Annotated in this window: 22 protein-coding genes; 8 read left to right on the plus strand and 14 right to left on the minus strand. The window is 71.7% G+C overall.

The features are described from left to right. Positions 1 to 95: 95 nt before the first annotated feature. The 3 genes from ACFT32_RS10965 to ACFT32_RS10975 form a co-directional block, all read right to left on the minus strand. Complete coding sequence (locus ACFT32_RS10965) at positions 96 to 701, minus strand: hypothetical protein (protein WP_382488092.1); 606 nt, start codon at positions 699 to 701, stop codon at positions 96 to 98. A gap of 178 nt (positions 702 to 879) precedes the next feature. Continuing rightward, the gene (locus ACFT32_RS10970) at positions 880 to 1,704 is read right to left on the minus strand and encodes an MOSC domain-containing protein (RefSeq protein ID WP_382488094.1); all 825 of its coding nucleotides are present in this window, start codon (positions 1,702 to 1,704) and stop codon (positions 880 to 882) included. Positions 1,705 to 1,747: 43 nt separating this feature from the next. Next, positions 1,748 to 2,179: a DUF6643 family protein gene (locus ACFT32_RS10975; RefSeq protein WP_382488096.1), complete on the minus strand. Its 432-nt coding sequence runs from the start codon at positions 2,177 to 2,179 to the stop codon at positions 1,748 to 1,750. 296 nt (positions 2,180 to 2,475) lie between these two features. On the opposite strand from ACFT32_RS10975, the gene ACFT32_RS10980 reads away from it, so the two are divergent. After that, positions 2,476 to 3,774, plus strand: a complete 1,299-nt coding sequence (locus ACFT32_RS10980; protein ID WP_382488098.1) for a TerD family protein — start codon at positions 2,476 to 2,478, stop codon at positions 3,772 to 3,774. Between the two features lie 22 nt (positions 3,775 to 3,796). Here ACFT32_RS10980 and ACFT32_RS10985 read toward each other — a convergent pair whose 3' ends face one another. Then, entirely contained in the window at positions 3,797 to 4,990 is a 1,194-nt protein-coding gene (locus ACFT32_RS10985; RefSeq protein ID WP_382488100.1) for a glycosyltransferase, read from the minus strand. Between the two features lie 39 nt (positions 4,991 to 5,029). Between ACFT32_RS10985 and ACFT32_RS10990 the strand changes: the two genes are divergently transcribed. Continuing rightward, positions 5,030 to 5,815: a glutamate racemase gene (locus tag ACFT32_RS10990; protein WP_382488101.1), complete on the plus strand. Its 786-nt coding sequence runs from the start codon at positions 5,030 to 5,032 to the stop codon at positions 5,813 to 5,815. Positions 5,816 to 5,925: 110 nt separating this feature from the next. After that, positions 5,926 to 6,477, plus strand: coding sequence for a hypothetical protein (locus tag ACFT32_RS10995; RefSeq protein WP_382488103.1), 552 nt, complete (start codon positions 5,926 to 5,928; stop codon positions 6,475 to 6,477). Positions 6,478 to 6,516: 39 nt separating this feature from the next. On the opposite strand, the gene ACFT32_RS11000 is transcribed toward ACFT32_RS10995, so the two are convergent. Further along, on the minus strand, positions 6,517 to 7,572 hold the full coding sequence (locus tag ACFT32_RS11000) for an O-antigen ligase family protein (RefSeq protein WP_382488859.1): 1,056 nt from the start codon (positions 7,570 to 7,572) through the stop codon (positions 6,517 to 6,519). Positions 7,573 to 7,860: 288 nt separating this feature from the next. Between ACFT32_RS11000 and lnt the strand changes: the two genes are divergently transcribed. The 4 genes from lnt (at position 7,861) to ACFT32_RS11020 (ending at position 12,891) form a co-directional block, all read left to right on the plus strand. Continuing rightward, the gene (lnt, locus tag ACFT32_RS11005; RefSeq protein ID WP_382488105.1) at positions 7,861 to 9,468 is read left to right on the plus strand and encodes an apolipoprotein N-acyltransferase; all 1,608 of its coding nucleotides are present in this window, start codon (positions 7,861 to 7,863) and stop codon (positions 9,466 to 9,468) included. A gap of 67 nt (positions 9,469 to 9,535) precedes the next feature. Continuing rightward, entirely contained in the window at positions 9,536 to 10,015 is a 480-nt protein-coding gene (locus ACFT32_RS11010) for an NUDIX domain-containing protein (protein ID WP_382488106.1), read from the plus strand. A 54-nt stretch (positions 10,016 to 10,069) separates the two neighbouring features. Beyond that, positions 10,070 to 10,870, plus strand: a complete 801-nt coding sequence (locus ACFT32_RS11015) for a 3-hydroxybutyrate dehydrogenase (RefSeq protein WP_382488108.1) — start codon at positions 10,070 to 10,072, stop codon at positions 10,868 to 10,870. Positions 10,871 to 10,944: 74 nt separating this feature from the next. Next, positions 10,945 to 12,891 (plus strand): helix-turn-helix domain-containing protein, encoded by a 1,947-nt coding sequence (locus tag ACFT32_RS11020; protein WP_382488109.1) that lies wholly within the window; start codon positions 10,945 to 10,947, stop codon positions 12,889 to 12,891. A gap of 72 nt (positions 12,892 to 12,963) precedes the next feature. On the opposite strand, the gene ACFT32_RS11025 is transcribed toward ACFT32_RS11020, so the two are convergent. Further along, entirely contained in the window at positions 12,964 to 14,352 is a 1,389-nt protein-coding gene (locus tag ACFT32_RS11025; RefSeq protein WP_382488861.1) for an MFS transporter, read from the minus strand. A gap of 510 nt (positions 14,353 to 14,862) precedes the next feature. Here ACFT32_RS11025 and ACFT32_RS11030 point away from each other — a divergent pair. Further along, the gene (locus ACFT32_RS11030) at positions 14,863 to 15,651 is read left to right on the plus strand and encodes a heparin lyase I family protein (protein WP_382488111.1); all 789 of its coding nucleotides are present in this window, start codon (positions 14,863 to 14,865) and stop codon (positions 15,649 to 15,651) included. Between the two features lie 32 nt (positions 15,652 to 15,683). Here the strand turns inward: ACFT32_RS11030 and ACFT32_RS11035 are convergent, their stop codons facing one another. The 8 genes from ACFT32_RS11035 to ACFT32_RS11070 form a co-directional block, all read right to left on the minus strand. Further along, positions 15,684 to 16,742, minus strand: a complete 1,059-nt coding sequence (locus ACFT32_RS11035) for a hypothetical protein (protein WP_382488113.1) — start codon at positions 16,740 to 16,742, stop codon at positions 15,684 to 15,686. 7 nt (positions 16,743 to 16,749) lie between these two features. Then, positions 16,750 to 18,657 (minus strand): ferritin-like domain-containing protein, encoded by a 1,908-nt coding sequence (locus ACFT32_RS11040; RefSeq protein WP_382488115.1) that lies wholly within the window; start codon positions 18,655 to 18,657, stop codon positions 16,750 to 16,752. A gap of 37 nt (positions 18,658 to 18,694) precedes the next feature. Beyond that, entirely contained in the window at positions 18,695 to 20,143 is a 1,449-nt protein-coding gene (locus ACFT32_RS11045; RefSeq protein WP_382488116.1) for a radical SAM protein, read from the minus strand. Continuing rightward, on the minus strand, positions 20,140 to 21,558 hold the full coding sequence (locus ACFT32_RS11050) for a hypothetical protein (RefSeq protein WP_382488118.1): 1,419 nt from the start codon (positions 21,556 to 21,558) through the stop codon (positions 20,140 to 20,142). Before ACFT32_RS11050 ends, ACFT32_RS11045 begins: the two co-directional genes overlap by 4 nt. Before the next feature lie 37 nt (positions 21,559 to 21,595). Continuing rightward, on the minus strand, positions 21,596 to 22,825 hold the full coding sequence (locus ACFT32_RS11055; protein WP_382488120.1) for a Dyp-type peroxidase: 1,230 nt from the start codon (positions 22,823 to 22,825) through the stop codon (positions 21,596 to 21,598). Continuing rightward, positions 22,822 to 24,084: a hypothetical protein gene (locus tag ACFT32_RS11060; RefSeq protein WP_382488122.1), complete on the minus strand. Its 1,263-nt coding sequence runs from the start codon at positions 24,082 to 24,084 to the stop codon at positions 22,822 to 22,824. Before ACFT32_RS11060 ends, ACFT32_RS11055 begins: the two co-directional genes overlap by 4 nt. Before the next feature lie 517 nt (positions 24,085 to 24,601). Next, complete coding sequence (locus ACFT32_RS11065; protein ID WP_382488123.1) at positions 24,602 to 25,009, minus strand: VOC family protein; 408 nt, start codon at positions 25,007 to 25,009, stop codon at positions 24,602 to 24,604. Positions 25,010 to 25,092: 83 nt separating this feature from the next. Beyond that, positions 25,093 to 25,452: a hypothetical protein gene (locus ACFT32_RS11070; protein WP_382488125.1), complete on the minus strand. Its 360-nt coding sequence runs from the start codon at positions 25,450 to 25,452 to the stop codon at positions 25,093 to 25,095. Positions 25,453 to 25,919: the final 467 nt, after the last annotated feature.

The following is a 25,919-nucleotide window of genomic DNA, read 5'->3' on the forward strand; positions in this document are numbered from 1 at the left end:
TCCTGCTCGCTCGCGCGCGGGTTGTGCCGATCGTCTCGGCCGGACCACCGTAGCGTGCGCGCGGGTGGTGGGTTGACCAGAGTCGGAAGGCCGTCTCAGCTGCCGGTGCCCGTCCTGCCCCAGTCCGGGCCCGCCTTGTCCCATGCCTGGTCCCAACGGGCGTACCTGCGGCGGACCATGCGCCAGACGATCAGCCGCCTGCCGCCCTCCACGAGGCCGCCGGCCGCCAGTGCCGCGCCGATGCCGCCGAGGACCGCGTGCGTCGACGCCGTCGCGGAGTCGAGCGGGCGGGCCACCATCCGGCCGTGCCGGTCGGTCCATATCCGGAACTCGTCGCCCTGCTGCGGGTCCTTGAGGCCCGCCAGGACCGGGCCCTGGTGCGCGGTGCCGTCCGGGGCGGTCCAGTCCGCGAGGACGCGGTTGCGCAGATCCCTGCCCGTCGAGGTCTCCGGGTCGGCGTCGAGCGGGGAGCGGTCCAGCTTGCGGACCACCGTGGCCGTCACCGGATGCCGCGCCTCGTGCTGGGTCCGGACGGACTGCTGCAGCGTGTCCTGGGCGGCGCCTCCGACGAAGGCCCCGGCCACCGGGGCGACCAGGAGGATCAGCAGCAGGGCGGCCAGCGCCACCCAGGCCTCGGCCAGATCGGTCGCGCGGCACAGCGGATTGCGCCGCCAGCGCCAGAGCCCCCTGATCGCTCGCACCGACCGCACCCCCTTCCCGCTCCGTGATAACCCCCGGCGGAGCCGTCCACGCGCCGACCCGTCCAAGAGAGAGCCAAATCACCTCTCACGGGTCTCTCATGAACTTCTCACACAAGGCCAACGCCCGGGCCCGTGGGGCGGTTCCCGACCGCGTCGGAGACCTCTCACCCCCGCGCTGTCAGAGGACCCTGACAGGGTCCCCGACCCGGATCGTGCCCCGGGACAGGGGCACCAGGTTCTGCCCGAAGACCAGCTTGCCGCCGAGCCGCCGGTGCCGGCCCAGGCTGTACAGGGGCTCGCGGCCGCGCTCGCCCGTGCTCTGGTCGGTGGTGGTCACCACGCACCGGCCGCAGGGCTTCGCGACCCGGAACGACACCTCCCCGACGGTGATGCGCGACCACGCGTCCTCGGCCCAGGCGGCGGTGCCCGCCACGACCACGTTCGGCCGGAAACGATTCATGGGCAGCGGGCCCTCGTCCGCGTGGTCGCCTTGCGCGATCAGGGTGTTGAGGGCGTCGAGCGAGGCCGTCGTCGTGAGCAGCAGCGGGAAGCCGTCGGCGAAGGAGACGGTCTCGCCGGGCCGCGCGTACTCCGGGTCGACGGGACGGCGCGTGGCCGGATCGGGCATGTACACGAGGCGCACATCGATGCCGAGAAAGGCGCTGCACCAGGCGTGCGCGGCTTCGTCCTCGGCCGGGACCGCCTCGACCTTGTCGCGGAAGATCTGCACCGGCACCGTGCCGAGGGGGCGGGGAACGGGTACCGTCAGCGGCTCCATGCCGGGTGCGGACAGCCGGACGCCGCCGTCCGGCAGGAGGTCTGCGGCGGCGGGTGCCAGGCGCGGCTGCCGGCGTTGGGTGAGGACCGTTCCCCCGTCGTCGATCAGCACCCAGCGCCGGTCTCCGGCCAGCCCCCAGGGCTCCACGACGGCCTTCCGGGGCGCCAGGCCCCGGACCGCCTTGACCGGATGGACGTGAATCGAGTGCAGCTGTGCGATCCCCATGGGGTCATCGTGCCAGTCGGCACCGACAACCCCCGGGGGGCGCTCAGTAACCGCGGTACTGCTGGTTGTTGTACGGGTCCTGATAGGGAGCCGGCGCGGGCCGCGGAGCCGCGGGGCGCATCGCCTCGTAACCCCCGCCGGGTGCCGCCTGGCGCGGCTGCTGGGGCTGAGGGCCGGGATAGCCGCGCGGTGCGGAGGCCTGCTGCGGGATGTACGCCGCGGGCGCCTGCTGGAGCGGGGCGGGCTGCTGCGCCTGCGGATAGCCGTAGGCGGGCTGGGAGGGGGCTGCCGGCAGAGCGGGCAGCGCAGACGGGAGGGCGGGCAGGTTGCTGCCGGGCATGTCGTACTGCGCGGGGACCCGGATCGGGGCGATCTGCGGGGTGCCCCGCTCGGCGACGAGCCTGTCGTAGATCGGGGTGTCCGGGAAGGAGGCGGAGTAGTAGCCGCCGCCATAGGTGGAGCGGGGGGAGGTCATGCCACATAAGTTAAGCCAACGATGTGCTGGTTGGGGAGACCGATAAGAGGGTTGTTTTCCGCGTCCCCAGTGACCTGGGATCCCCAATGCGAGCGAACTCGCCAAAAAAGGGCACCGAACCGGGTTCTGATCGTGTAAAGGCCGAGTTCCGGGCGGGTTACCAGGGGTTGGCCGCCGGATCTTCCGGTGGCGGCGCATGGGAGTTCGCCGCGGGGAGGAATAGGTTGTGCGCAGGAACTCGACGGACGGCCGGGATGTGCCTGGCGCGGTGATACGCGATGGGGGCGGACATGCAAATGCTGAAAGGTTCAAACACTCCTGTGCCTACCGCGGCGCTGCGGGTGGAATTGGGCTGGCGGACCGGACCGGGTGTGCCCGACGCGGACGCCTCCGCTTTGCTGCTGGTAAGCGGGAAGGTGCGTTCCGACGCGGACTTCGTCTTTTACAACCAGCCCGCGCACTCCTCCGGCGCGATCAGTCACGAGGGCAAGCGGAACGCCGATGGCCAGGTGACCGACGCGCTCCTCGTCGACCTCACGCGCGTGGAGCCCGCCATCGAGACGGTCGTCCTCGCCGCCTCCGCCGACGGCGGCACCTTCGGGCAGGTCCCGGACCTGTACATCGAGGTCCAGGACGCCGACCGGAGCACCCCGATGGCCCGCTTCGACAACCCGGGCGCCACGAGTGAAACCGCTTTCGTGCTGGGCGAGTTCTACCGCCGCCAGGGCGCCTGGAAATTCCGGGCCGTCGGGCAGGGCTACAGCAGCGGGCTCGAAGGGCTGGCCACCGACTACGGCATCACGGTGGACGAGCCGCAGCAGACGGCCCCGGCCGCGGCACAGCACATGGCCGCCCCGCCGCCCGCCGCGCCCCCGGCGCCCACGCCCCCGCCGATGACGCGGCCGGCGGCCCCGCCCCCGCCCCCGCCCGCAGCGCCCCCGGCGGCACCGGCGCCGGTCCGTCTGACCAAGGTGACGCTCACCAAGGCGGCCCCCTCCGTCTCGCTCACCAAGCAGGGCGGCACCTCCGGCGCCCTCCGTGTGAACCTCAACTGGGAGGTGCGCAAGCAGTTCTCGGGGTGGAGCAGCAAATTCGGCCGCCCGGCCGCGATGCACTCCGACCTCGACCTCGACCTGTGCGCGCTGTTCGAACTCACCGACGGCAGCAAGGGCGTCGTACAAGCTCTCGGCAACACCTTCGGCGCGCTGCGTCAGCCCCCGTACATACACCTCGACGGCGACGACCGCACGGGCGCCGTGACGGCCGGTGAGAACCTCACCGTCAATCTCGACCACAAGGACGCCTTCCGGCGCATCCTCGTCTTCGTCACCATCTACGAAGGCGCCCGCTCCTTCGCCGACCTGAACGCCACCGTCACGCTCCAGCCGCAGTACGGAGCCCCCATCGAGTTCTCCCTCGACGAGTGCACGGTCCCCTCGCCCGTGTGCGCGCTCGCCCTGATCACCAACACCGGCGGCGACCTGGTCGTCCAGCGGGAGGCGCGCTATCTGGTGCCCGAGCGCGGGGTCAGCCCGCAGCGCACGGTCGACTACGCCTACGGGTGGGGCATGAACTGGACCCCCGGCAGGAAGTGACCCCCTTTCTCACCGGCGGCCGTCAGCCCTCGTCGGGCACGGCGTCCGGACGGGCGTAGGTGCGGCCCTTCCAGGCCGCACCGCGTCCCCGGTAGTGCCGCACCGCCGAATCGACCGTCATGAGGAGATAGAGGAGCGCGGTGAACGGCAGCAGGGGAGCGAGCCACAGCGGCTGCCGGTAGTAGCGGAGCATCGGGACGTACGTACCGGTCATCACGAGCCACGCCAGTCCGCCGGTGATCGCCGCCGCCGCGCTCCCCGCGGCCAGGCCGGCCACGACCGCCACCGGCGGCACCAGGTACACCAGCGCCAGCCCCGCGACCGTCCCGGCCAGCAGCAGGGGGTTGTGCCGCAGCTGGGCGTACGCGCTGCGCGACACCATCCGCCACAGGTCGTGCAGCCGCGGATACGGCCGCACGCTGTCCACCCGGTCGGCGAGCCCCAGCCAGACACGCCCGCCGCCGCGCTTGACGGCCCGGGCGAGGGCGACGTCGTCGATGACGGCGTGCCGGAACGCGTCCGGGACCCGCACCCGCTCGGCGGTCTCCGCCCGCAGCAGGACGCAACCGCCGGCCGCGGCGGCCGTCCGCGTTCCCTTCCTGCCGATCCGGCGGAAGGGGTAGAGCTGCGCGAAGAAGTAGACGAAGGCCGGCACGACGAGCCGTTCCCAGGTGCTCTCCACGCGCAGCCGGGCCATCTGCGAGACCACGTCGAATTCTCCCGCGCGGGCCGCCGCCACCAATTCCCGCAGACTGTCCGGCGCGTGGGCGATGTCGGCGTCCGTCAGGAGCAGATACTCGGGATCACGCGCGCGTGCCAGGCCGATGCCGTGGCGCACCGCCCACAGCTTCCCGGTCCAGCCCGCGGGCGGCTCGCCCGGCGAGCCCACGGTCAGCGGCAGCCCGCCGTGCCGGCGCGCCAGTTCCCGAGCGAGATCACCGGTGCCGTCCGAACTGCCGTCGTCGACGAAGAAGACCTCCGCCCGTCCCGGATAGTCCTGCAGGAGCAGCGACGGCAGCGCGGCGGGCAGTATCGCCGCCTCGTCGCGGGCCGGGACGACGACGCACACGGCCGGCCACGCGTCCGGGTCGCGGCGCGGCGGCAGTCGCACATCCGTGCGCCAGAAGAAGCCCTGACAGAGCAGCAGCCACAGCCAGGCGAGAAGTGATCCAGCGGCAGTCCACACAACGGCGCTCACGCGCGCAGTCTGCCCCACCGGACCTGGCCGAGAAGGCTCATCGTCTATCGTGATCGGGTGAAGATCGCGCTCATGGACTCCGGAATCGGCCTGCTGGCGGCCACCGCCGCGATGCGGCGGCTGCGCCCCGACGCCGATCTCGTACTCTCCCTGGACCCCGACGGCATGCCGTGGGGCCCGCGGACCCCGGAAAACCTGACGGAGCGTGCCCTGGCCGTCGCCGAGGCGGCCGCCGCGCGCCGCCCCGACGCCCTGATCGTCGGCTGCAACACCGCCACCGTGCACGCGCTCACCGCCCTGCGCGCCCGCCTCGAACCGGAGCTCCCGGTCATCGGCACCGTCCCGGCGATCAAGCCCGCCGCGGCCGGCGGCGGGCCCATAGCCATCTGGGCCACCCCGGCCACCACGGGCAGCCCGTACCAGCAGGCCCTGATCCGGGACTTCGCCGGCGGAGTGCCCGTCACCGAGGTGCCCTGCTGGGGCCTCGCCGAGGCGGTGGAGCACGCGGACGAGGCGGCGATCGACGCCACCGTGTCCGCGGCCGCCGCGCTCACCCCCGACGAGGTGACGACCGTCGTCCTGGGCTGCACCCACTACGAACTGGTCGCCGAGCGCATCCGGACCGCCGTCCAGCGCCCCGGCCGCCCGCCCCTCGTGCTGCACGGCTCCGCGGGCGCCGTCGCCGCCCAGGCCCTGCGCCGGCTCGGCGAGCAGCCCGCACCGGGGGCCACGCCCCACGGCACCCTGACCGTGCTGCTGAGCGGACGCGAGGGCACGCTGCCCGCGCCGGCCCTGGCGTACGACGAAGGGCGACTGCTCCAGGCGGTCACGCCCGCCGGCTGACCGGCACCGGTCACCGGACGCCGTCGCCCGTGCCGGGCCGCCGCCCGGTCGGCGCAGTCACGCTCCGCCATCAGCTACCGGCAGAGCGAAACCTGAGTAACCTCATATGCATGAGGGACCACCCCCACGGCGAGAACGCTCCCCACTCGCACCCCGATGTCTGGACCGGACGGGCCACCAACCGGGTCCAGTGGCTGCTGGCGCTCGTCGGCGCCGCCTGCATGGCGCTGGGCATCGAGCTGGCCGTCGACTCGGCGTGGACGTCCGGCGCCCCGCTCGTCATGGCCGTCGTCGGTTGCATCGCCGCCGGGCTGCTGGTCCTCTTCGGCACCCTCGCCTTCGTGCACGTCGCGCTGCGCGTCGACGACGAGCACCTCGAGGTGCGCTGCGGCCACATCGGCCTGCCCCGCCGCCGCATCCCGCTCTCCCATGTGGCAGGCGCCACGTACATCCCGCACGTCACCCCCCGGCACTGGGGCGGCTGGGGCTACCGCTGGCGGCCCGAGAAGGGCACTGCCGTGGTCGTACGACAGGGGGAGGGTGTCGTGCTGGAGCTGTGGGACGGACACACCTTCACGATCACCGTGGACGACGCGGAGGCGGCCGTACAGGTGATCGAGGCACGGCTGCGGCCCACGAAGCCGGGCGCTCCCGCGCACTGAGAGCGGAGGTACGCCGGCCGTGACCACCGGGGCGGCCGGTCACCAGGCAGGGGTGCGTCCGGCGCCGCGGGGGTGGGTGTCCGGGGCCCGGGTCGACTGCTCGTCGGCCCAGGGGCGTGCCGTGGCCATGCCCGCCAGCAGGCCCGCACCCACCGACACCGCGGTGAAGCTCAGCGCGTTGCCGATCGCGGCGATGGCGGCGAGCGCCGTCAGGGTCGCGCCCGCGGTGAGCACCACCGGCGTCGGGCGCGGGCCGCGCCACAGGGCGTACAGCACCCAGCCGAACGCCGCCGCCAGCAGGGCCACGCCGACGATGCCCTGCTCGGCCGCCTGCTGCAGGGGCGCCGAGTGGGGCTTGCCGTCGGACACCAGTGACTGGGCGGCCGTCGTGCTCAGCTCCCCGAAGCGGCCCGGGCCGACCCCCAGAACGGCGTCCTCGCGGAGCAGGTGCCACGCGTCCTCCCAGAGCTGTACGCGGTGCGGCGTCAGACGCCCTTCGAGGGCGGCCACGAACCCGCCCGGTACGGACCGCGCGGCGACCGCCCAGGCCAGGCAGGTCACCAGGGCGGCGACCGCGGCCAGTACGGCGAGGCCGGCGCCGCGGTGACGGGTGCGGCCGGCGGCGAGCGAGCACAGCAGTACCGCCGCACAGGTGACGCAGCCGGTGGTCGAGCCGAGCACGGCCGCCAGGACCGCGGTTCCGGCGGCCAGCAGGCGCAGGGCGATCCGGACGGCCGGAGCGGCGGCGGCCCAGGCCGCGCAGCACGCGGCACCGGCCGACAACGTCAGCACGGCCGCTGTGGCCCCGGCGTGTCCCAGGGGCGCGGTGATCTGCGGACCCGGGGCGAGGTGCGGAACGGCCACGGTCAGCGCGACACCGGCCAGCGCCCCGGCGCACGGCGCGCCGACCGGCAGCAGCGCCCCGCCGATCCGCCCCGCGGCGTACCCGGCCGCCACGGCCAGCACCGCGAGGAGCACGCCCTCGGGCCGGCCCTCGTGCACCGCGGCCGTGATCAGGGACCAGCCGGCGCAGGCCCCCAGCACCACGACGCCCGCCGCATCGGAAACGATTCTTCTCTCGCCGTCCGCGTCCAGCCCGGACGCGGACGTCAGCCCACGTGAACCCACCCCGCCCCGCCCCCCGCACCACGTCGCCCCCGACTTGTGAAGACCCCGGCCGCACGGGCCGCCACGGGCCGCACGACTGAGGCTTCGGCACACCGTAGCCGCTGGTGGGCGGTTTGTGGATGTGTCGTGACGAAATGAGCAGGAACGATGCTGCGGACGCGGGGCGACGCCGCGCTCGGTCGCCCGTACGGCCTGGTGCCGCCGCCTCGTGGACCGCGCTGTCGGCCTCAAGGTCACTCGCCTTAGACTCCGGGAGTGACCGTCACCGCAACCTCCGTCGGCGAGTCGGACCAGTTGGAGCCGCGGAACGCGCCCGGGGCGCGGACGTGGGCCCGGCGTCTCGTTCCGCCCGCCGCAGCCGCGCTCTCCGGCCTGCTCCTCTATGTCAGCTTCCCGCCCCGCACCCTCTGGTGGCTGGCCCTGCCGGCCTTCTCCGTCTTCGGCTGGGTGCTGCGCGGCCGGAGCTGGAAGGCGGGACTGGGCCTCGGCTATCTCTTCGGCCTCGGCTTCCTGCTGCCGCTGCTGGTGTGGACCGGAGTGGAGGTCGGGCCCGGCCCCTGGCTCGCTTTGGTCGTCATCGAGGCGATCTTCGTCGCTCTGGTCGGCGCGGGCGTCGCGGCCGTGTCGAAACTTCCCGGCTGGCCGGTGTGGGCGGCCGCTGTGTGGATCGCCGGAGAGGCGGCACGCGCGCGCGTGCCGTTCGAGGGCTTCCCCTGGGGGAAGGTCGCGTTCGGGCAGGCCGATGGGGTGTTCCTGCCGCTCGCGGCGGTGGGCGGTACCCCGGTGCTCGGCTTCGCCGTGGTCCTTTGCGGCTTCGGGCTGTACGAAGTCGTCCGCCTGGCCGTGCGGACCCGGCGCACCGGGACGGTACGACGGGCCGCCGCGGCCGTGGGCCTGCTGAGCGTGGCCGTCCCGGTCGTGGGCGCCGTGGCGGCCCGGCCGCTGGTCAGCGACAAGGCGGAGGACGGCAGCGTGACCGTCGCCGCGATCCAGGGCAATGTGCCCCGGGCGGGCCTCGACTTCAACTCCCAGCGGCGGGCCGTGCTCGACTACCACGCGCGCGAGACGGAACGCCTGGCCGCCGAGGTCAAGGCCGGCAAGGTCGCCCGTCCGGACTTCGTGCTGTGGCCGGAGAACTCCTCCGACATCGACCCCTTCGCCAATCCCGACGCCCGCGCCGTGATCGACAAGGCCGCCAAGGCCATCGGCGTGCCCATCTCGGTCGGGGGCGTCGTGGAGCGCGACGGCAAGCTGTACAACGAGCAGATCCTGTGGGACCCGGCGAAGGGCCCAGTCGACACCTACGACAAGCGCCAGATCCAGCCGTTCGGCGAGTACCTGCCGCTGCGCTCTTTCATCGGCGCGATCAACAAGAACTGGACGGCGATGGTCCGCCAGGACTTCAGCCGCGGCACCGAGCCGGGCGTGTTCACCATGGACGGCGCGAAGGTCGGCCTCGTCACCTGCTATGAGGCCGCCTTCGACTGGACCGTGCGCTCCGAGGTCACCGACGGCGCTCAGATGATCTCCGTGCCGAGCAACAACGCCACCTTCGACCGCAGCGAGATGACCTACCAGCAGCTCGCCATGTCCCGGGTCCGCGCGGTCGAGCACAGCAGGACCGTGACGGTGCCGGTGACCAGCGGCGTCAGCGCGATGATCATGCCGGACGGGAAGATCACACAGAAGACCGGCATGTTCGTCGCCGACTCGCTGGTGCAGAAGGTGCCGCTGCGTTCCTCCCAGACCCCTGCCACTCGGCTGGGGGTCCTGCCGGAGATCGCCCTCGTGCTCGTCGCGGCCGGCGGACTGGGGTGGGCCGTCGGCGCCGGTCTGCGCGGACGACGCGCCGGTGACGTGTAGCCGTACGCCCGTCGCACGCTGCCTGAATCGCGCGGGACACCGCGACCGGCCGATTAGGGTCGTCGTCATGGCTACTCCTGACTTCATCCGGACCCTCCGCGCATCGGCCGGCCATCAGCTGCTCTGGCTCCCCGGAGTCACCGCCATCGTCTTCGACGACGAGGGCAGAGTGCTGCTCAACCGCCGGTCCGACACCGGCAAGTGGTCCGTGATCGGCGGCATTCCCGACCCGGGGGAGGAGCCCGCGGCCTGCGCCGTGCGGGAGGTCCACGAGGAGACGGCCGTGCACTGCGTCGCCGAACGCGTCGTCCTCGTCCAGTCGCTCGACCCCGTCACGTACGACAACGGCGACACCTGCCAGTACATGGACATCACCCTCCGCTGCCGGGCCGTCGGCGGCGAGGCACGGGTCAACGACGACGAGTCGCTGGACGTGGGCTGGTTCGACGTCGACGCCCTGCCCGAACTGAACGAGTTCGGCCTGCTCAGGATCAAGCAGGCTGTGTCGGACGCCCCCACATGGTTCGACCCCACTGCCTCCGGCTGAACTATGGGGCGTGACCACATGGGGTCAGGTAGGGGCGCTTCCTAAGGTCGACGCATGACCGTGCCCCGTGTCTCCCCGGCTCCCCACGCCTCCTCGCTCGACCTCGGCGGCCGCACCGCGCTTGTCACCGGCGCCGCCGGCGGCATCGGCCGCGCCTGCGCGCTGCGGCTCGCGGCCGCCGGGGCCGAGGTGAGAGCCGTCGACCGCGACGCCGCGGGCCTGGAGACACTCGCCGAACATGGACACGACCTCGCGGGCACCGTGGAACCGCACGTCCTCGACCTCACCGACCTGGACGCGGCCGAACGCGCCGCCGCGGGCACCGACGTCCTCGTCAACAACGCCGGGCTCCAACTGGTGCGCCCCATCCAGGAGTTCCCGCCCGACGCCTTCCACATGGTGCTGACCGTGATGCTGGAGGCGCCGTTCCGGCTCATTCGCGGTGCCCTGCCCCACATGTACGGACAGGGGTGGGGCCGCATCGTGAATGTGTCGTCCGTACACGGGCTGCGCGCCTCGGCCTACAAGTCGGCCTATGTGGCCGCCAAACACGGCCTGGAAGGACTCTCCAAGACCGCCGCCCTCGAAGGCGCACCCCACGGTGTCACCTCGAACTGTGTGAATCCCGCCTATGTGCGCACCCCACTGGTCGAGAAGCAGCTCGCCGACCAGGCGCAGGCGCACGGCATCCCCGAGGGACGCGTCCTGTCCGAGGTGCTGCTGCAGGACAGCGCCGTCAAGCGGCTCATCGAACCGGAGGAGGTCGCCGAGGCCGTGGCGTATCTCTGCGGTCCGCAGGCGTCCTTCGTGACCGGCACCTCGCTCGTGCTCGACGGCGGCTGGACCGCCCATTGACCTCGTGGCCTCGTCGGTCCGCGAGATATCCACAGGGCTGACGGGACGGCCCGGTCATGGTGAATCCTGTGAGCATGTCCAGCGATCACACGCAGTCAGCCGAGCGCTCCACCGGCGCCGCCGAAGCACCGTCGGCCGACGTCGAGGCGCCGTTCCTCGAGCTGCTGGCCCGGGGCGCCTCCGCCGACGCCTACGAGCAGCCGGTGCTGCTCGCGCGCGCCGAAGGCCGGTCCGCGGAGTGGATCGCCGCGCTCGAGCGGGCCAAGCCGCTCGCCCTGCGCGTGCGCTCGGAGCTGGAGGGACGGCGCCGGCGCGAGGCCGAGCTGTCCGCCCTGTTCGAGACCGCTCACGACCTCGCCGGGCTGCGCGACCTCGACGCCGTGCTCCAGGCGATCGTGCAGCGCGCCCGGTCGCTGCTGGGCACGGACGTCGCCTACCTCAGCCTGAACGACCCGGCTAGAGGCGACACCCACATGCGGGTCACCGAGGGCTCGGTCGCGGCCCGGTTCCAGCAGCTGCGGCTCGGCATGGGGGAAGGCCTCGGCGGCCTGGTCGCGCAGACCGCCCGCCCCTACGTCACCGACGACTACTTCAAGGACGACCGCTTCCAGCACACCCTCACCATCGACGCGGGCGTGCGGGACGAGGGGCTCGTGGCCATCCTCGGCGTGCCGCTGATGCTCGGGCACCACGTCATCGGCGTGCTGTTCGCCGCGGACCGCCGTGCCCGGGTCTTCGAGCGTGAGCAGATCGCCCTGCTGGGCTCCTTCGCCGCCCTCGCGGCGGCCGCCATCGACACCGCCAACCTGCTCGCCGAGACCCGGTCGGCCCTCGCCGACCTGGAGCTGGCCAACGAGATCATCCGGGACCGCAGCGGCGTCATCGAGCGGGCCTCCGACGTGCACGACCGGCTCGCCGAGCTGGTCCTGCGGGGCGGCGGGGTGCACGACGTGGCCGCAGCGGTCTCCGAGGTCCTCGACGGCACGGTCGTCTTCGCCGAGGCCGCCACCGCACCGGCCGAGGCCCTGGAAACGTCCCGCGCGGAGGGGCACGCCGTGCGGTTCGAGGACGACTGGATCGCCGCCGTCGCCGCCGGCGGGGAACTGCTCGGCGCCCTCGTGCTGCGGGGCCACCCGGGGCTCGACCCCGTCGACCAGCGCACCCTGGAGCGGGCCGCCATGGTCACCTCCTTGCTGCTCCTCGCCCGCCGGTCCGCCGCCGAGGCCGAACAGCGCGTACGCGGCGAACTGCTGGACGACCTGCTGGACGCCCGCGACCGCGACCCGCGCCTGCTGCGGGAGCGCGCGGCCCGCCTGCACGCCGACCTCGACGCCGTCCACGTGGTGCTGGCCGCGCGCCTCGAAGGCACCGCGGCCGACGCCGACCAGGAGGCGGACGCGCGCAGACGCCTCGCGGCCGCGGCGTCCCACCTCGCCGCGACCCGGCACGGCCTGGCCGCCGCGCGCGACGGCGGCACCGTCCTGCTGCTGCCCCTCAGCCCCGGCGACAGCGCCACCGGCCTGGCCCGCCGCGCCGCCCGGCACCTGGGCACAGCGGTCCACACACCGGTCACCGTCGGTGCCTCCGCACCCGCCGAGGACCTCGCAAACCACGCCGAAGCCGTGGCCACGGCCTATGCGGAGGCCCGGCGTTGCCTCGACGCCCTGCGGCTGCTCGGCCGCTCCGGGGACGGGGCCGCCGCCGAGGACTTCGGCTTCCTGGGGCTGCTGCTGGCCGGCGACCAGGACATACCCGGCTTCGTCGACCGCACCATCGGCCAGGTCGTCACATACGACCGACGACGCGGCACCGAACTGCTGCGCACCCTCGACGCGTACTTCGCCTGCGGCATGAGCCCCGCACGCACCAAGGACGAACTGCACGTCCATGTGAATACGGTCGCCCAGCGCCTGGAGCGGGTCGGCCGCCTCCTCGGCGACGACTGGCAGACCCCGGCCCGCGCCCTGGAGATCCAACTCGCCCTGCGTCTGCACCGGTTGTCGGAGACGGGACAGCAGTGACGTGACCCCCGTACGTGGCCGGCACGGTCGTACACGGTCGTACGGGGGCTGGGCCGGCAGGATCCTGGAGGATCAGCTGGTCCGGGCGTCCGCCGCCGGGGCGGCCGTCGTCCGGTCCGTGTCGGCCGGAGGGGCGACGTCGGCCAGGTCCCGGTGACGGGTCTCCTCGGCCGCCGCCACAGCGACGACCGTGAGCACGGCGGCGGCGATGACGTACAGGGCGATCGGCGTGGAGCTGCCGTAGTCGGCCAGCAGCGCGGTCGCGATCAGCGGCGCGGGCGCGCCCGCCGCGACCGAGGCGAACTGCGCGCCGATGGACGCTCCGGAGTAGCGCATGCGCGTCGCGAACATCTCGGAGAAGAACGCGGCCTGCGGGGCGTACATCGCCCCGTGCAGCACCAGTCCCACCGTGACGGCGAGGATCAGGTTGCCGAAGCCGCCGGTGTCGATCAGTGAGAAGAACGGGAACATCCACAGCCCGACCCCCACGGCACCCATCACATAGACGGGACGGCGACCGATCCGGTCGGACAGCGCGCCCCACGCCGGGATGACCACGAAGTGCACCGCCGAGGCGATCAGCACCGCGTTGAGCGCGGTCTGCTTGGAGACACCGGCCGAGGTGGTGGCGTAGACGAGGATGAACGCGGTGATCACGTAGTAGCTGATGTTCTCCGCCATGCGGGCGCCCATCGCGACCAGGACGTCACGCCAGTGGTGCCGCAGCACGGCCACGAGCGGCAGCTTCTCCGCCTCCGCTCCCCGGTCCGCCTTGCGGGCCTCTGCCTGCGCCAACGCCTGCTTGAAGACCGGCGATTCATCGACAGACAGACGAATCCACAAACCGACGATCACCAGGACCCCGGAGAGCAGGAACGGGATCCGCCAGCCCCAGCTGCCGAACGCGGCGTCCGACAGGACGGCCGTCAGCAGGGACAGCACACCGGTCGCGAGCAACTGCCCCGCCGGCGCGCCGGTCTGCGGCCACGAGGCCCAGAACCCGCGCCGCCGCGCGTCCCCGTGCTCCGACACCAGCAGCACGGCACCGCCCCACTCACCGCCGAGCGCGAACCCCTGGACCAGCCGGAGCACGGTGAGCAGGACCGGCGCGGCCGTCCCTATCGTGGCGTGCGTCGGCAGCAGCCCGATCGCGAAGGTCGCCCCGCCCATCATCAGCAGACTCAGCACCAGCAGCTTCTTGCGCCCGATCCGGTCGCCGTAGTGCCCGAAGACCAGAGCACCCAGGGGCCGTGCCGCGAACCCCACCGCGTAGGTGAGAAACGACAACAGGGTGCCCACCAGCGGGTCGGAGCCCGGGAAGAAGAGCTTGTTGAAGACGAGCGCGGCGGCGGAACCGTAGAGGAAGAAGTCGTACCACTCGATGGTGGTGCCGATGAGGCTGGCCGTGACGATGCGTTTGAGGTTGGCGGGGGGTGGGGGAGCGGTCGCGGGGGAGGTCATCGGCACCACTTCCAGCAGTTGGCGGGGACGGTTGTGTGTCGCCATACCGTAGGAATCCGCAGGTCAGTGGCGTATGTGGTGGGACACCATAGTTCTGAGGGTGGGAGTGGGGCTGCGAGAGCACTGTTCGAGTTGCGTTACTCGGGCATGATTTGGTTCTCTCCGCGCGTGTTGGAGTCGGCGAGAGCTCTGGTGCCGTGGGTGTGCTTGTGGATGGGGGCAGCGAACTGCACTGAGGGCTAGCGGCTCGACTGCGCTCTCTTTGGCCCGCTGGCCTCGCACGCCCACGCGCCGTGCTGCGTCCGCACGCCCGAGTGGCCGGAAACGGTCCCGGGGGTTCAGATGTATCGGTCTGGACCATTGACCCGGCGTCGTCGCCACGCCACCCTGTGCTCCGCTGACGGGTTCGTGAGTGAACTCCGGTCACGTCCGTGAACTCAGTCGTGTGCTCGCGACCCGTCACGCCTCCTCGGACATCCACCCCCACAACTCACGATGAGGTGAACAGAAATGAGCACCACGCGAAGAAGCCTCCTCGGCGCCGCGCTCGGCGGTGCGGCCGCCGTGACGGTCGGTCAGCCCACCTTCACCGCGCACGCCGCCTCCTGGCAGCTGAAGTGGTCCCCGTCGGCGAGCAGTGACGGACTCGGCGCCTTCGAGACCATCGAGGACGACCGAGCGGACTCGCACACGTCCGCCGCACCGCACATCTACGCCACCGGCAGCAACTGGCGCTTCAACATGCACACCGTCGACCGGGACACCTCCACCGACCGCCAGCGCCACGAGGTCACCGGCCTGCGCAACGGCAGCGGCAGCAACTTCCTCAAGTGGACCGAGGGCCAGACCTGGCGGATCACGTACTCGATGTACATACCGAGTTCCCTGAAGGCGACCACCGGCTTCACCCACATCATGCAGATGAAGCAGCCTGGCACCGGCTCCTCGCCCGTTGTCGTGCAGTCGCTGCGCCGCGTGAACGGCGTCCAGACCATCGAGTTGAAGCAGTTCACCGACGACATCCTCATCGGCCGCACCGAACTGGATCCCCTGCACGACAGATGGATCGACGTCGACTTCCAGATCAAGGTCGGCAACGGCTCGGCCGGCTCCTTGCGCTGGATCCTCAAGAACGGCTCGACCACGGTCATCGACAAGTCCCGCACCGGCATCGACACTTTCCTGGCCGACCGTGTCCGCCCGAAATGGGGCATCTACCGTTCCCTGGGTGACACTTCGGGTTCCCTGCAGAACTGCTACCTGCTGCTCAGCAACATGCGCGGCTACCAACTCGTCTGAGGGCATCGCGAAGAAACCGGCCCGACCGGCCGTCACCCCGACCCGCAAGCGTCGACCTCGTACCGCCACGCGGGGGAGGGGAACGCCTGGCGGTAGAGCCGGGCGCAGGTGGTGAGGTGGTCGCGGAACGCGGCGCGCAGGCGGGCCGAGTAGTGGGCGCACAGCCGGTCCGCTGGGGTGCCTGCGGCGGCGGAGTCGATCACGGCGGTGGCCAGGACGGCCGTACGCATGGCCTGGGCGGTACCGGTGCCGCCCAGGGGGTCGTAGCGGATGGCGCCCGCGCCGACGAGGATCAGGCCCGGGGTCCGGCCCGTCGGCGGGGTCGCCGGGGCGCGGTGGAGGTGGGGCGCGGCGGGCAGGGCGACGGCGGTGGCGGGCGGTTGCGCAAGTCGTGCCGCCAGCGGGCTGTGCGCGAGGAGGTGGCCGAGGTGTCGCCTCGGGTGCTCGACCGGGCCGGGGACCATGGCCTGGAGCAGGGCGTTGCCGTCGCCGAGCGGGGTGAGGTGGAGCCAGGCGTCGTCGGTGCGCTCCAGGCGGGCGGTGGTGTCGTCCTGCCCGGCCGCGCAGGGCGCCTCCCCGGCCAGCAGGTGACGTCGCCCGGCTGTTCGGTACCCGGCGTCCCGGTCGGGCGGAACGGCGGTGACGGTCCAGTGCGGGACGTGCGCGTCAGGGTGAACGCCCGGGAGCCGCGCGTCGGGCCGTGCCTGCCGGTCGGGCCGTTCCGCCGGGTCCGTTTCCCGCGACACGGCGTCGGGGTAGCGGTCCGTGAGGCGGGCCAGCAGCCGCTGGGCGAGCCGGGCGCCGTCCACGACCGCCGCCGGCTGCGGCAGGGGTGGGTCGCTGTCGCGATCGGGCGTCCAGCGGGCGTGCCGGTGGGTGAGGCGGTGGCTGTCGGCGGTAGGCCCGTCCACCACCGCGGTGCCCCACAGCGCGTGAATCAGCGCGAGCGTGTCGTCGCCCAGGAGCAGCGGACGGGGCCCGCCGGCCGGGCGGGGCCGGAGCCGGACCCGGTGACCGCGCGCGGCGAGCAGCCAGGCGCAGGTCAGCTCGGCGAGTCCGGATCCGGCGATCGCGACGGTGGCCGGGCTCAACGGATCCTCACAGGATGAGGTCGGCGATCAGGGCCTCTGTGGCTGCCTGGTGACGGGTCATCATGACGCGCAGGTCGGAGCCGTCGAGCGAGCGGATGGTCTCTTGCAGATGCCGGGCGGCGCGCGCCGCGGCGAGGGTGGCCTGACCGTCGGCGAGTGCCGGGACGGCGTCTGGCTGCGGGATCTGGAAGCGGGGCGCGACATCGCGGGAGGCGAGGAGGTGGTTGACCTCGTGCAGGTTGGTCATGGCCCGCCGGGCGTGTTCGATCAGCACGCCCCCGGCGCGGTCGCCCAGGGCCAGGGTCTCCTTCATCGCGCCGAGCAGAACGGCGTAATTGAGGTCCGCGAGCTGCAGGAGCTGCTGGTCCATCGCGTCCGGGGTCTTGTCTAGCCCGCGCAGGTACTCGTCCTCGAGGAACTCCGCGAGGTGCCCCTTGACCGCCTTGAACCGCTCGAAGTGGTTCACGCCCTCGTCGATGATGAGTTTGATCAGGTGGGCGAGCCGGTCGGACTGCGGGAACAGGTCGGGGCGCTGGACGATGGTGTGGTGGAGCCGGACGTACATGCCGTCGATGCCGTCCGGATTCATCTCGTCGCTGATGCTCTCCACCCGGATGAACCAGTCCAGTTGGTCGGCCGTGAGCCGCTTCAGCTCGAATCTCTGCCCGGTCTGGCGCTGGATGATCATGCCGAGGGGTGGTGGGTCGAGCTGGTGCGGCCTGCCGAGTACGCCGAGCACCTCGTTGACCCATCTCAGGTGGCGCATCTCGTCCACCGCGACCGAGAACACCTCGGCCGCCGCGGCGTGAAACTGCGCGACGGGCGACTGGGGGTTCGTGCCGGGGGCGAGCGTGGTCGGCGCATCGATCGAGTAGTGCGCGTACAGGTACTCCAGGCACAGGGCGTGCTCGACGCTCGCGAGCCGCTCCAGTTCCTCGATCACCTTCTCGCGGGTCATCTCGTCGAGGTCGAACGGGGTGCCCGGGCCCAGGGCGTCGTCCTCGCGGCCGTTGAGGACGACGGGCAGCACATTCCAGTCGGTGATCAGTGCGGGGTGGTCGAGCTCGTCGGCTCCCCGTTCGGCGATGTTCGGGGTGTCCAGCTTGGGCGGGGGCAGGGTGCGGTCCGAGCGTTGGAAGTTGAGGGGGTGGAAACGGCCGTCGGGACTGGCGGAGATGTCGGGTTTGGAGGCGGCCCAGTAGTAGCAGCCGCATTCGCGGAAGTCGTACTGCCAGGGGGCGCACAGGCTGCGGGTGAGGTCTCCGGGCAGATAGACGTCCGGGTCGATGACTCCGTCGGCGTCCAGGTAGTCGGCGCGGTCGGCGATCAGGACGGCCGCCTCGACCCTCCCGTCGTCGTCGCGCTGCACCGTGGTGTCGTTGTTCATGCGCCTGGCGTTGAGGCCGCCGGGCACGATGTTCGCGCCCGGGGACCGGATGCCCGGGGTGGGTCCGAGCAGGATCGCGATCCGGCCCGGCAGCAGGTCGTGGACGCGGCGCCAGAGGGCGAGGCCGCTGCGCGAGGTGGCGTTGAACACGGGGGCCTGCGACTCCGTCTGGTCCACGGTGGTCCGCCCGCACACCGCCCACAGGTGGAGCCGCCACGGGTCCGTCTCGACGCCCGCGCCCAGGTCGGCGGCGGTGAGGTCCAGTACGGACGGGGCACCCTCGGTGACGCCGATCAGCCGCGAGCCACCACCGTGGTGGAAGTCGAAGAGAAGGCCGGGGAAGAAGGCCTTCTCCAGGTTGCGCTGGTCGAACTCGAGACCGGGGAAGCAGTTGTCCACGCCGCTTTCCGGGCGGGAGCCGGAAGGGTTTCCCGGGACCGCGTAGTCGGCTCGTGCGGTGAGGTTGCGGGGGAAGACCTTCCCCTTGGGGACGGGGAGGTCCACGCTGCCGGGGACGGGGTTGTTCACGGTCGGCTCCTTCGTCCGGGTGAGGGCACAGGCACGGTCAGCGGGCCAGTCCGGCAGGATCGCCGGGCAGGTCGGACGGAGTCGTCCGGTGGAAGAACTCCGGGGCGCGCTCGCTGAGTTCGACGTACGCGCGCAGGCAGAAGGACAGCCAGCCGCGGATGTAGTCGCAGCCCGGACGGCCGCGCCGGGCGACCTCGTGATAGCAGCCGCCGCCGCACAGATAGCGGGCCCAGCAGGACCGGCAGGGTTCCGCCCGGTCCACATGCCGGGCCGCGAGGTGATCGGCCCGCGCGGCCCGGTCGGGTCCGTCGGCGATGGAGCCCATCCGGAACGCCGGGTCGTCCACGAGCCGGTGGCAGGCGTACAGACCACCCTCGGCGGAGGCGCTGAGGTAGCCGGCGCCCGCCCCGCAGGGGTAGGGGCGGTGACCGCCGGTGTGGAGTTCGTACATTGCGGTCTGGAAGTTGCCGAAGGGGTACGGGCGGCCCGCGGCGAGTTCGGCCAGCGCCGCCTCGCCGCACTCGGTCATCTGCTCCAAGAACCCGGCGAAGGCGCTCGTGCCGATCTCGAAGGCCGGATCGGGGGCACTGACCACGGCCGCGAAGCCGACCTCGTCGAAGCCGAGGCCGATCCCGTGCTCCAGGACGTCCTTCAGCCGTCTGGTGTAAGGGGTGACACTGACCCGGGCCGACAGGTGGCGTGGTCGCCCGTGCCTGTCCAGTACGTCCAGCCCGGCGCGCAGCCGGTCGTACGCGCTGCCCCCGCCCGGGGCCGTGCGCAGCGCGTCGTGCCCGGCGCGGTCGCCGTCGAGGCTGACGGCCACGGTGAACGGGTGCGCGGCGAACAGCTCGGCGTCCTCCGGGCGGACGGTGGTGAGGTTGGTGGTGAGGGCGAAGCGGACCCCGTGCCCGGTGGCGGCGCCGGCCCGGGTCGCGTGGTCGACCACGTCGTGGACCAGCTCCCGGGCGAGGAGTGGTTCACCGCCCATGAAGCCGACGACGACCCCGGCTCCGGGCGCGGCTTCGGCGAGGAGCCGGTCCACGGCGGCGAAGGCGGTCGCGCGGGGCATGGCGCGGGCGGAGCCGCCGAACCGTCCCTCGTCCGCGTAGCAGTGGCCGCAGCTGAGGTTGCAGGCCTGCATCACGTTGAGCGAGAGGGAGGCGAGCGGGGGTACGGCGGCGGGGGTGCCGTCGATGCGAGCGGCCGGGACGCCTGCCATGCCCCAGAGAGGCAGTTCCAGTTCGGCGGCGAGCGCCGCGTCCGCCGCCGGATCGTGGGCCGCCGCGCCCGCGGCCGCCGTCCAGGCCTCCAGCCGGGCGGCGGTGGCCTCGGGCAGGTCGTAGATGCGGCTTCCGTCGGCCACGAACAGGTGGGCACCGTGGGCGCTGCGGAAGACCCTGGTCTCGGCGGGGAGTCCGGGCGGAGCGCTCTGGGGCCCTGGCTCCCGCTCCGGGGGACGGCGGCTGATCTGCAGCAGGACGCTCACGACCCCTCCTGCACGTTGGCGCGCACGGAGCGGGCCCATGCCACGAGCAGGTCGTACTGGCGGCGCGTCACGTGCATGGGGAAGGCGTCGGAGCCACGGACGGCCACGGGCATCCGGCGGTCGTACCAGGGGTCCTCGGTGGCCGGTGGTCTGACGAACTGCTGGATGAAGTCGGGCTGTTCGCGGATGAGGTCCTCCAGGACCTCCAGGGCCGGGAAGCGGCGGTGCTTGCGCCGGCCGCGCTCGGTGAGCGCGAGGGTGATCCCCGCCAGCGGCACCGGTGTGGGGAAGGTGCGGGCGCGCGCCTCGGCGATCGGGCTGCCCTCGTTCCGGGCGTTGCCGATGTTCTCGCTGGTCGCGCGCTGGTTCTGGGCGTCCACGTTGACGGCGTCCATGGCCTCCAGGGCCCGTTCGAACAGGTCGCGCACCTCCAGGGCGGTGAGCTGCGGGTTCTGGGAGATGTACGCAGGATCCCGGACCTCGGCGCGCTTGACCCGGTCGGTCAGGCCGTCGGCCAGGGACGTGAAGGGCCTGCGGTCGGGGGCGAAGTCGGGCGGGGTGACGACGACGCGGGCCCGCGCGGTGAACTCGCCGACGGTGACGGTGACCAGGCCGTCGCACACGTCGTCCACCAGACCGAAGCTGGTCCCGCCGTCCTCGTCGGACGCCCCGGCGTACAGGCCGGAGGGGGCGGTCCGCGGGTCGCCGTTGTCGTTGTCCTCCCTGAACTCGCACCAGCGGGAGTTCGTGGAGAGGAACAGCTGCTCGGTGGGGAGCGGATACCGGGTGGTGCGCTGAAGCAGGTTCGTGGGGCCGTACACCAGTCCGGCGGCGGGGGTGAACCGCAGCCGCAGTTCGGGGAACTCGGCGTTCGGGCGCGGAATCTGCACCGAGCCGAGCGGGATGTGCCGTCCCGGGGGTACCAGGGGCCGGGCCGCCGTCCGGGGGGAGCCTCCTTCCAGGGGCCTCTTCTGGTGCTGGTTCCCGGCGATTTCGACGGTGGCGTCGATGCGGTCGTCGTCGGCACGGGTGCACTGGTGCGCCTTGAGGTTGGCGACCTCCACCTTCCACCGCACGTCAGCCGTCGTGAGACCGAAGGCGTCAAGTACGTCGGTGGTGATCGGGCCTTCGGTGCGCTCCCCGTCGATGACCCAGGAGCCGTGCACCTCGAAGAACGGGCAGATGGGCCGGAATCCGCGCTCGTCCTTGAACCGGACCTGGTCGCCTCGGGGCGGGCGTTTCTCGAGGGTGCCGTCTGCGGCGAGGACGAGTGAGGGCGCGGGCACGGCCACGGTCTTGCCGGTGCCCCGGGGTGTCAGGTCGTTGGGGCCGTAGCGGTAGTTCTCGCAGGGCTCGGGGGACGGACCCAGCCGGGCGAAGGCCAGTGGCGGGTTGAGCCACATCTTCTCGATCACCGTGTGTCTCCGTTTCCATCGAGGAGAGGGGGCGAGTTCACCCGAAGACCTCGGCTCCCGGATAGGGAGCGGTGTCGCGCACCGGCGGGACGAGGTAGGTGCCACCGGCCCGTACGGTCAGCAGCCGGCCTGCCGGACCGTCCTGGCCGGGCTGCCCGCCGAAGTTGACGCCGCCCAGCCAGCCGCGCTGGGTGAGGGCGCGCAGCACCCGGTCGGGGTGGTCCTGGAAGCTGATGAAGTTCAGGCCGACGCTGAAGCCGGGCGCGGCGGCGATGGGCTGGAAGAACTCGTAGCCCTGCCGGAACATCCGCAGCGAGCCGGCCAGGTCGGGGGCGTCGCCGGCGCTCAGGTTGGCCCGGCGGACGTGGGTGGCGAGCAGGACGGGGTCGTCGGTGGGGCCCGGTTCGATGAAGTCCTCGTTGCCGGGCTGGGTGACCTCGGTGGTCCCGGCCACCGGACATCCGGCCGCCGGTACGGGCAGGCCGTCGGAGTCCGTGCCGGTGAGCGGGGCGCCCGTGAGCTTGTCCCGGCCGACCAGCAACTCCTGCTCGGAGCGTGGCAGTCGATGCCAGGGGCCGAGATCGACGGCGAGGCTGAGGAAGACGAGGTAGCTGCCGCCCACGGTCCAGGTGTCGGAGCCGGACTCGCCGTCGCTGATGGAGATGACGCCTTCCCGGGCACCGCTGTCCAGATTGGACACGCCGTCGTGGAAGCCGATCCAGCTGCGGTGGTCGTCACGCTGGAAGCCGGTATGGATGCCCGCGATCTCCAGCGGCGCCATCTGGGTACGGTCGTCCTTTCGGCCGTCGAGCAGCTTCCACAGCTCCACGACCGCGCGGGACACCGCGAGTTGAGTCCCGGCGGTGAGCTGGAGGCAGAACTCCTCAGTGGCGTCGTTGCGGACGACGTCCGAGGCGTACTCGAGGCCCGCGCCGACGAGTACGGGGCCGCCGCCGGTGGGCAGCGGGGAGCGGAAGCGATAGCGCGGGCCGAGCGCGGCGGGGCTCGGGAGGCGGGCGCCGGGGATGGCGAAGGCCTTGGGTCCGAAGCCGAGGAGGAACTCCAGATCGCCGGTCGGAACCGGGTGGCCGGGCAGCTCGTCGACGCGTCCTTCGGCGAGGTCGCCCAGCATCCCCGTCACCTCGCGCAGCGTGCCGTCCACGACGGCGGAGTCCGCCGCGGGGTCGGCGCGCAGGAACACCAGGGCGAGGTGTCTGGGTGGGCGGCGGCCGGGTGCGTGGTAGATCCCGTCCTGGAGGGTACTCATCGGCGGCCGCGGAGACCTGCGGGCTGGGCGGGTTGTCCGGCGGCCGCCTCGAACGCCTCCTTCAGCGGTCGTACGACACTGCTGCACACGCTTGCGTCGCGGCAGTGGATCGGACCGGGCGGATCGGGCAGGACCACGAAGTCGCCCGGCGGGACGTCCTTGGGTGCGCTCAGCGCGGCGACGGGGCCCACCTGCACATGGCGTAGGACTTGATAGCCGCCGGTGAGCGGGTCTTCCGCCTCGCCCTCGATCACGGTGATGTCGTCCAGGAAGTGCGGGTCCGCGTCCCCTGGGCCGAACTCCAGCCGCTGGTGCAGCCCTTGGCGGCCGCGGCTGAGCCGGATCCACGGATCGGGGACCGGTCCGCCCTGGAACTGGAAGACCTCGGAGGTGAATGCGTGGATGTACATGCCGATGGGATCGGCGATGGACACGGTCCGCCCGTCGAAGGCGGCGCCCGCGGCGGCCATCGCGGCGGCCGGGTCGGCGTTGCGGCAGGCCAGGCCCGCGAGAGCGGGATCCTGGCGGAAGATCTGGTCGCGTCCGGCCGCTTCCAGCACGCCGGTCGAGGTGCGGCGCGCGTAGGGCTTGGCGCCGAACATCACGATGTAGAGGAGGTCGTCGAGCCCGTTGATGGGGTGGGCCATGAAGAGGGCGTTGACGGCGTTGAGGGAGCCCACGGGAGCGGCCGGGACACCGGCTGCCTGGAGGTCGGGGTGTCCTCCGTGGCCGGTCATCTGACGGGCGAACGCCATCCGGCGCTGTGCAGGGCTGAGCACCTTCGGGTTGGCGACCGCGGGACCGTAGAGCTCCTCCCAGCGGGGAGGTTCGCCGCCGAGTGTGTCGGTGACGATGTCACGCAGCAGGTCCGGTGAGTCCTCGGCGAGCACCTGGTAGTACTCAGCCAGTTCGGTGGTCACCTGGACGCGCTTGGGGCGCAGGTTGCCCTGCGCGTCGGGGGCGGTCACGACCGCGTACTCGCAGTACTCGTTGTGGAGCGCGCGTCGTCCGCGGATGCCCCAGTCGGAGAGCTTGCGGGCGGTCGTCTCGTCGAAGCAGAACTCCGGCTCCGCCGGGTTCCCGAACCAGGTGACGGCCACCCGCTGGGCGTCCGGATCGCCGGGTTCGAGGGTGAAGTACGGGCTTCCGTTTTCGACCTCGAGGCGTTTGAACTCATCCTCGACCACCTGGTTCCAGCGGCCGAGGACACTGGGCGGCAGCTCGTCGGCGAATCCGGGTGCGGAGAACGATGAGGGCATGTCGGCACCTCCCGGCGGATCACGGGACCCGCAGGCGAGTAGAACACGAGTAGGATCGTCACGCATAGTATCGAAACGACCTCACTGCGTCACCGTTGCCTCGCCCGGGATCGCCGTCCGCATGTACGGGCCACACCTCCTCAGGAACCGCCGGACGGCCAGTCGCGGGGCCGGCAACCCGAATGGAGGCTTCGTCCCATCGGCGTAGCGTGCCATTGAGCCAGTCCAGTGACAGCAGGCGACGGCCACGGGCAAGGCCTGGCTTGAGCAGCTGGGTGAGCGCCTCCGGGGAGTGCAATCCAGTGGGTGGCAGCGAAAATGCTCGTCGTCGAGGAGCAGGGACCCGCCGCGGTTCGTGGCATGAGGGAACGCTACGGATCCAGGAGAGGAGTAACTCCAGCTGGGCGGTGTCCTGGCTCCTGCGGGTTGATCGATCCCGCGTCTACCGCCCGAACCAGCACGCTCCAGTTCCCGTGCTGGTTGGGTGCTGACTGAAGGCCCAGTGAGAGTGAGTTGTTCATCCCTGAGTTGCCGTCGGGTCCATCCACATGACCTCCCAGGTGTGCCCGTCGAGGTCGTCGAAGGCACGGCCGTACATGAAGCCGTGATCCTGAGGCTCACCGGTTGGTGAGCCTCCCGCAGCGATCGCCCTGTCGACCAGTTCGTCGACCTTCTCCCGGCTGGGGGCACTCAGTGCAAGGAGTACCTCGCTCGACGTTTTCGATTCGACGATCTGCTTCTTCGTGAACTCGGCGTACTTCTGGTGGGTGTGCAGCATGACGTTGACGGTGTCGCTGAGAGGAATCGCGGCCGTCGTGTCGTCGCTGAACTGGTCGTCGGCGGAGAACCCCAGCGCGGTGAAGAACTTCTTCGATGCGTCGAGGTCATGAGTGGCGAGGTTTACAAAGATCATCTGCTGCTGCATGAAGCTGAGCCTTTCCCATGGGTGCGATGGTGGGTGAGGAAAACCAGACGCTTGGGTTCGCGAGGCTGCCTGCCGGGACTGCGTCAGACGAAGCACGCGGACACGTAGCCGACGACGCGGGTACGCTTGTTGACCGCAAGATGCCAGGCAACGGTCGAGGACCCGTCAGGGCAGGTCACTCGCGGGCCGGAGTCCGTCTGGTAGATGTAGGCGCAGTCCCCGCGGTCGGCTCGTCCGATGACGGTGCCGCCAGGGCTGTTGCGCATATTGATGTTCGTGCCCTTGAAATAGGTGTGCCCGTCGCCGATCTGACAGGCCGCGGCCGGCCAGGCCAGGGACACGGAGGTCGTCGCGGGTGCCGCATGAGCGGAGGGGACACCCAGCACGGTCATCGTGGTCAAGACCGCCACCGGAATCAACGTCTTGGCTCTCGGGTACGTCATCTTTGCGCTCTCCATCGGGGGGGAAAACGGGCGAGGGCACTGGTTCAGTCCGCCGTGCAGGTGACCCTGGAACCACCAGTGGGAGTCCGTCCCCACCTGTGTGCCGGTCACGGTCATCAACTGGCCCTTGTGTACTTGCCGAGAGCGGTGTAACCGGGGCCGGGTCCGGTGCGGAAGCAGACGTTGATGTCGAGAAGCCGGTCGTGGCAGCGGTGCACAGTGATCGGCGGCGAGGCTGGTCAGCAAGGGGCTACCGGGTTGTACAGCCATCGACAGGGGTGGGGTCCGCCTACGTATCCGCCGTTGTCTACGCGGCAGTTGAACCAGCTGTACGTGGAGTACATGCATCCCTTTCCGGACAGGAGCATGGGCCCCGTCCCGCTCTCGAATAGCGAAGGGGCCCGCGTCATGCGCACCTCCTACGGCCTCTGGAGCCTAGGAACCGAGGCTCTGTCTCAGGCGTTGAT

The sequence above is a fragment of the Streptomyces sp. NPDC057002 genome (assembly GCF_042673825.1).
Taxonomy (GTDB): Bacteria; Actinomycetota; Actinomycetes; order Streptomycetales; family Streptomycetaceae; genus Streptomyces.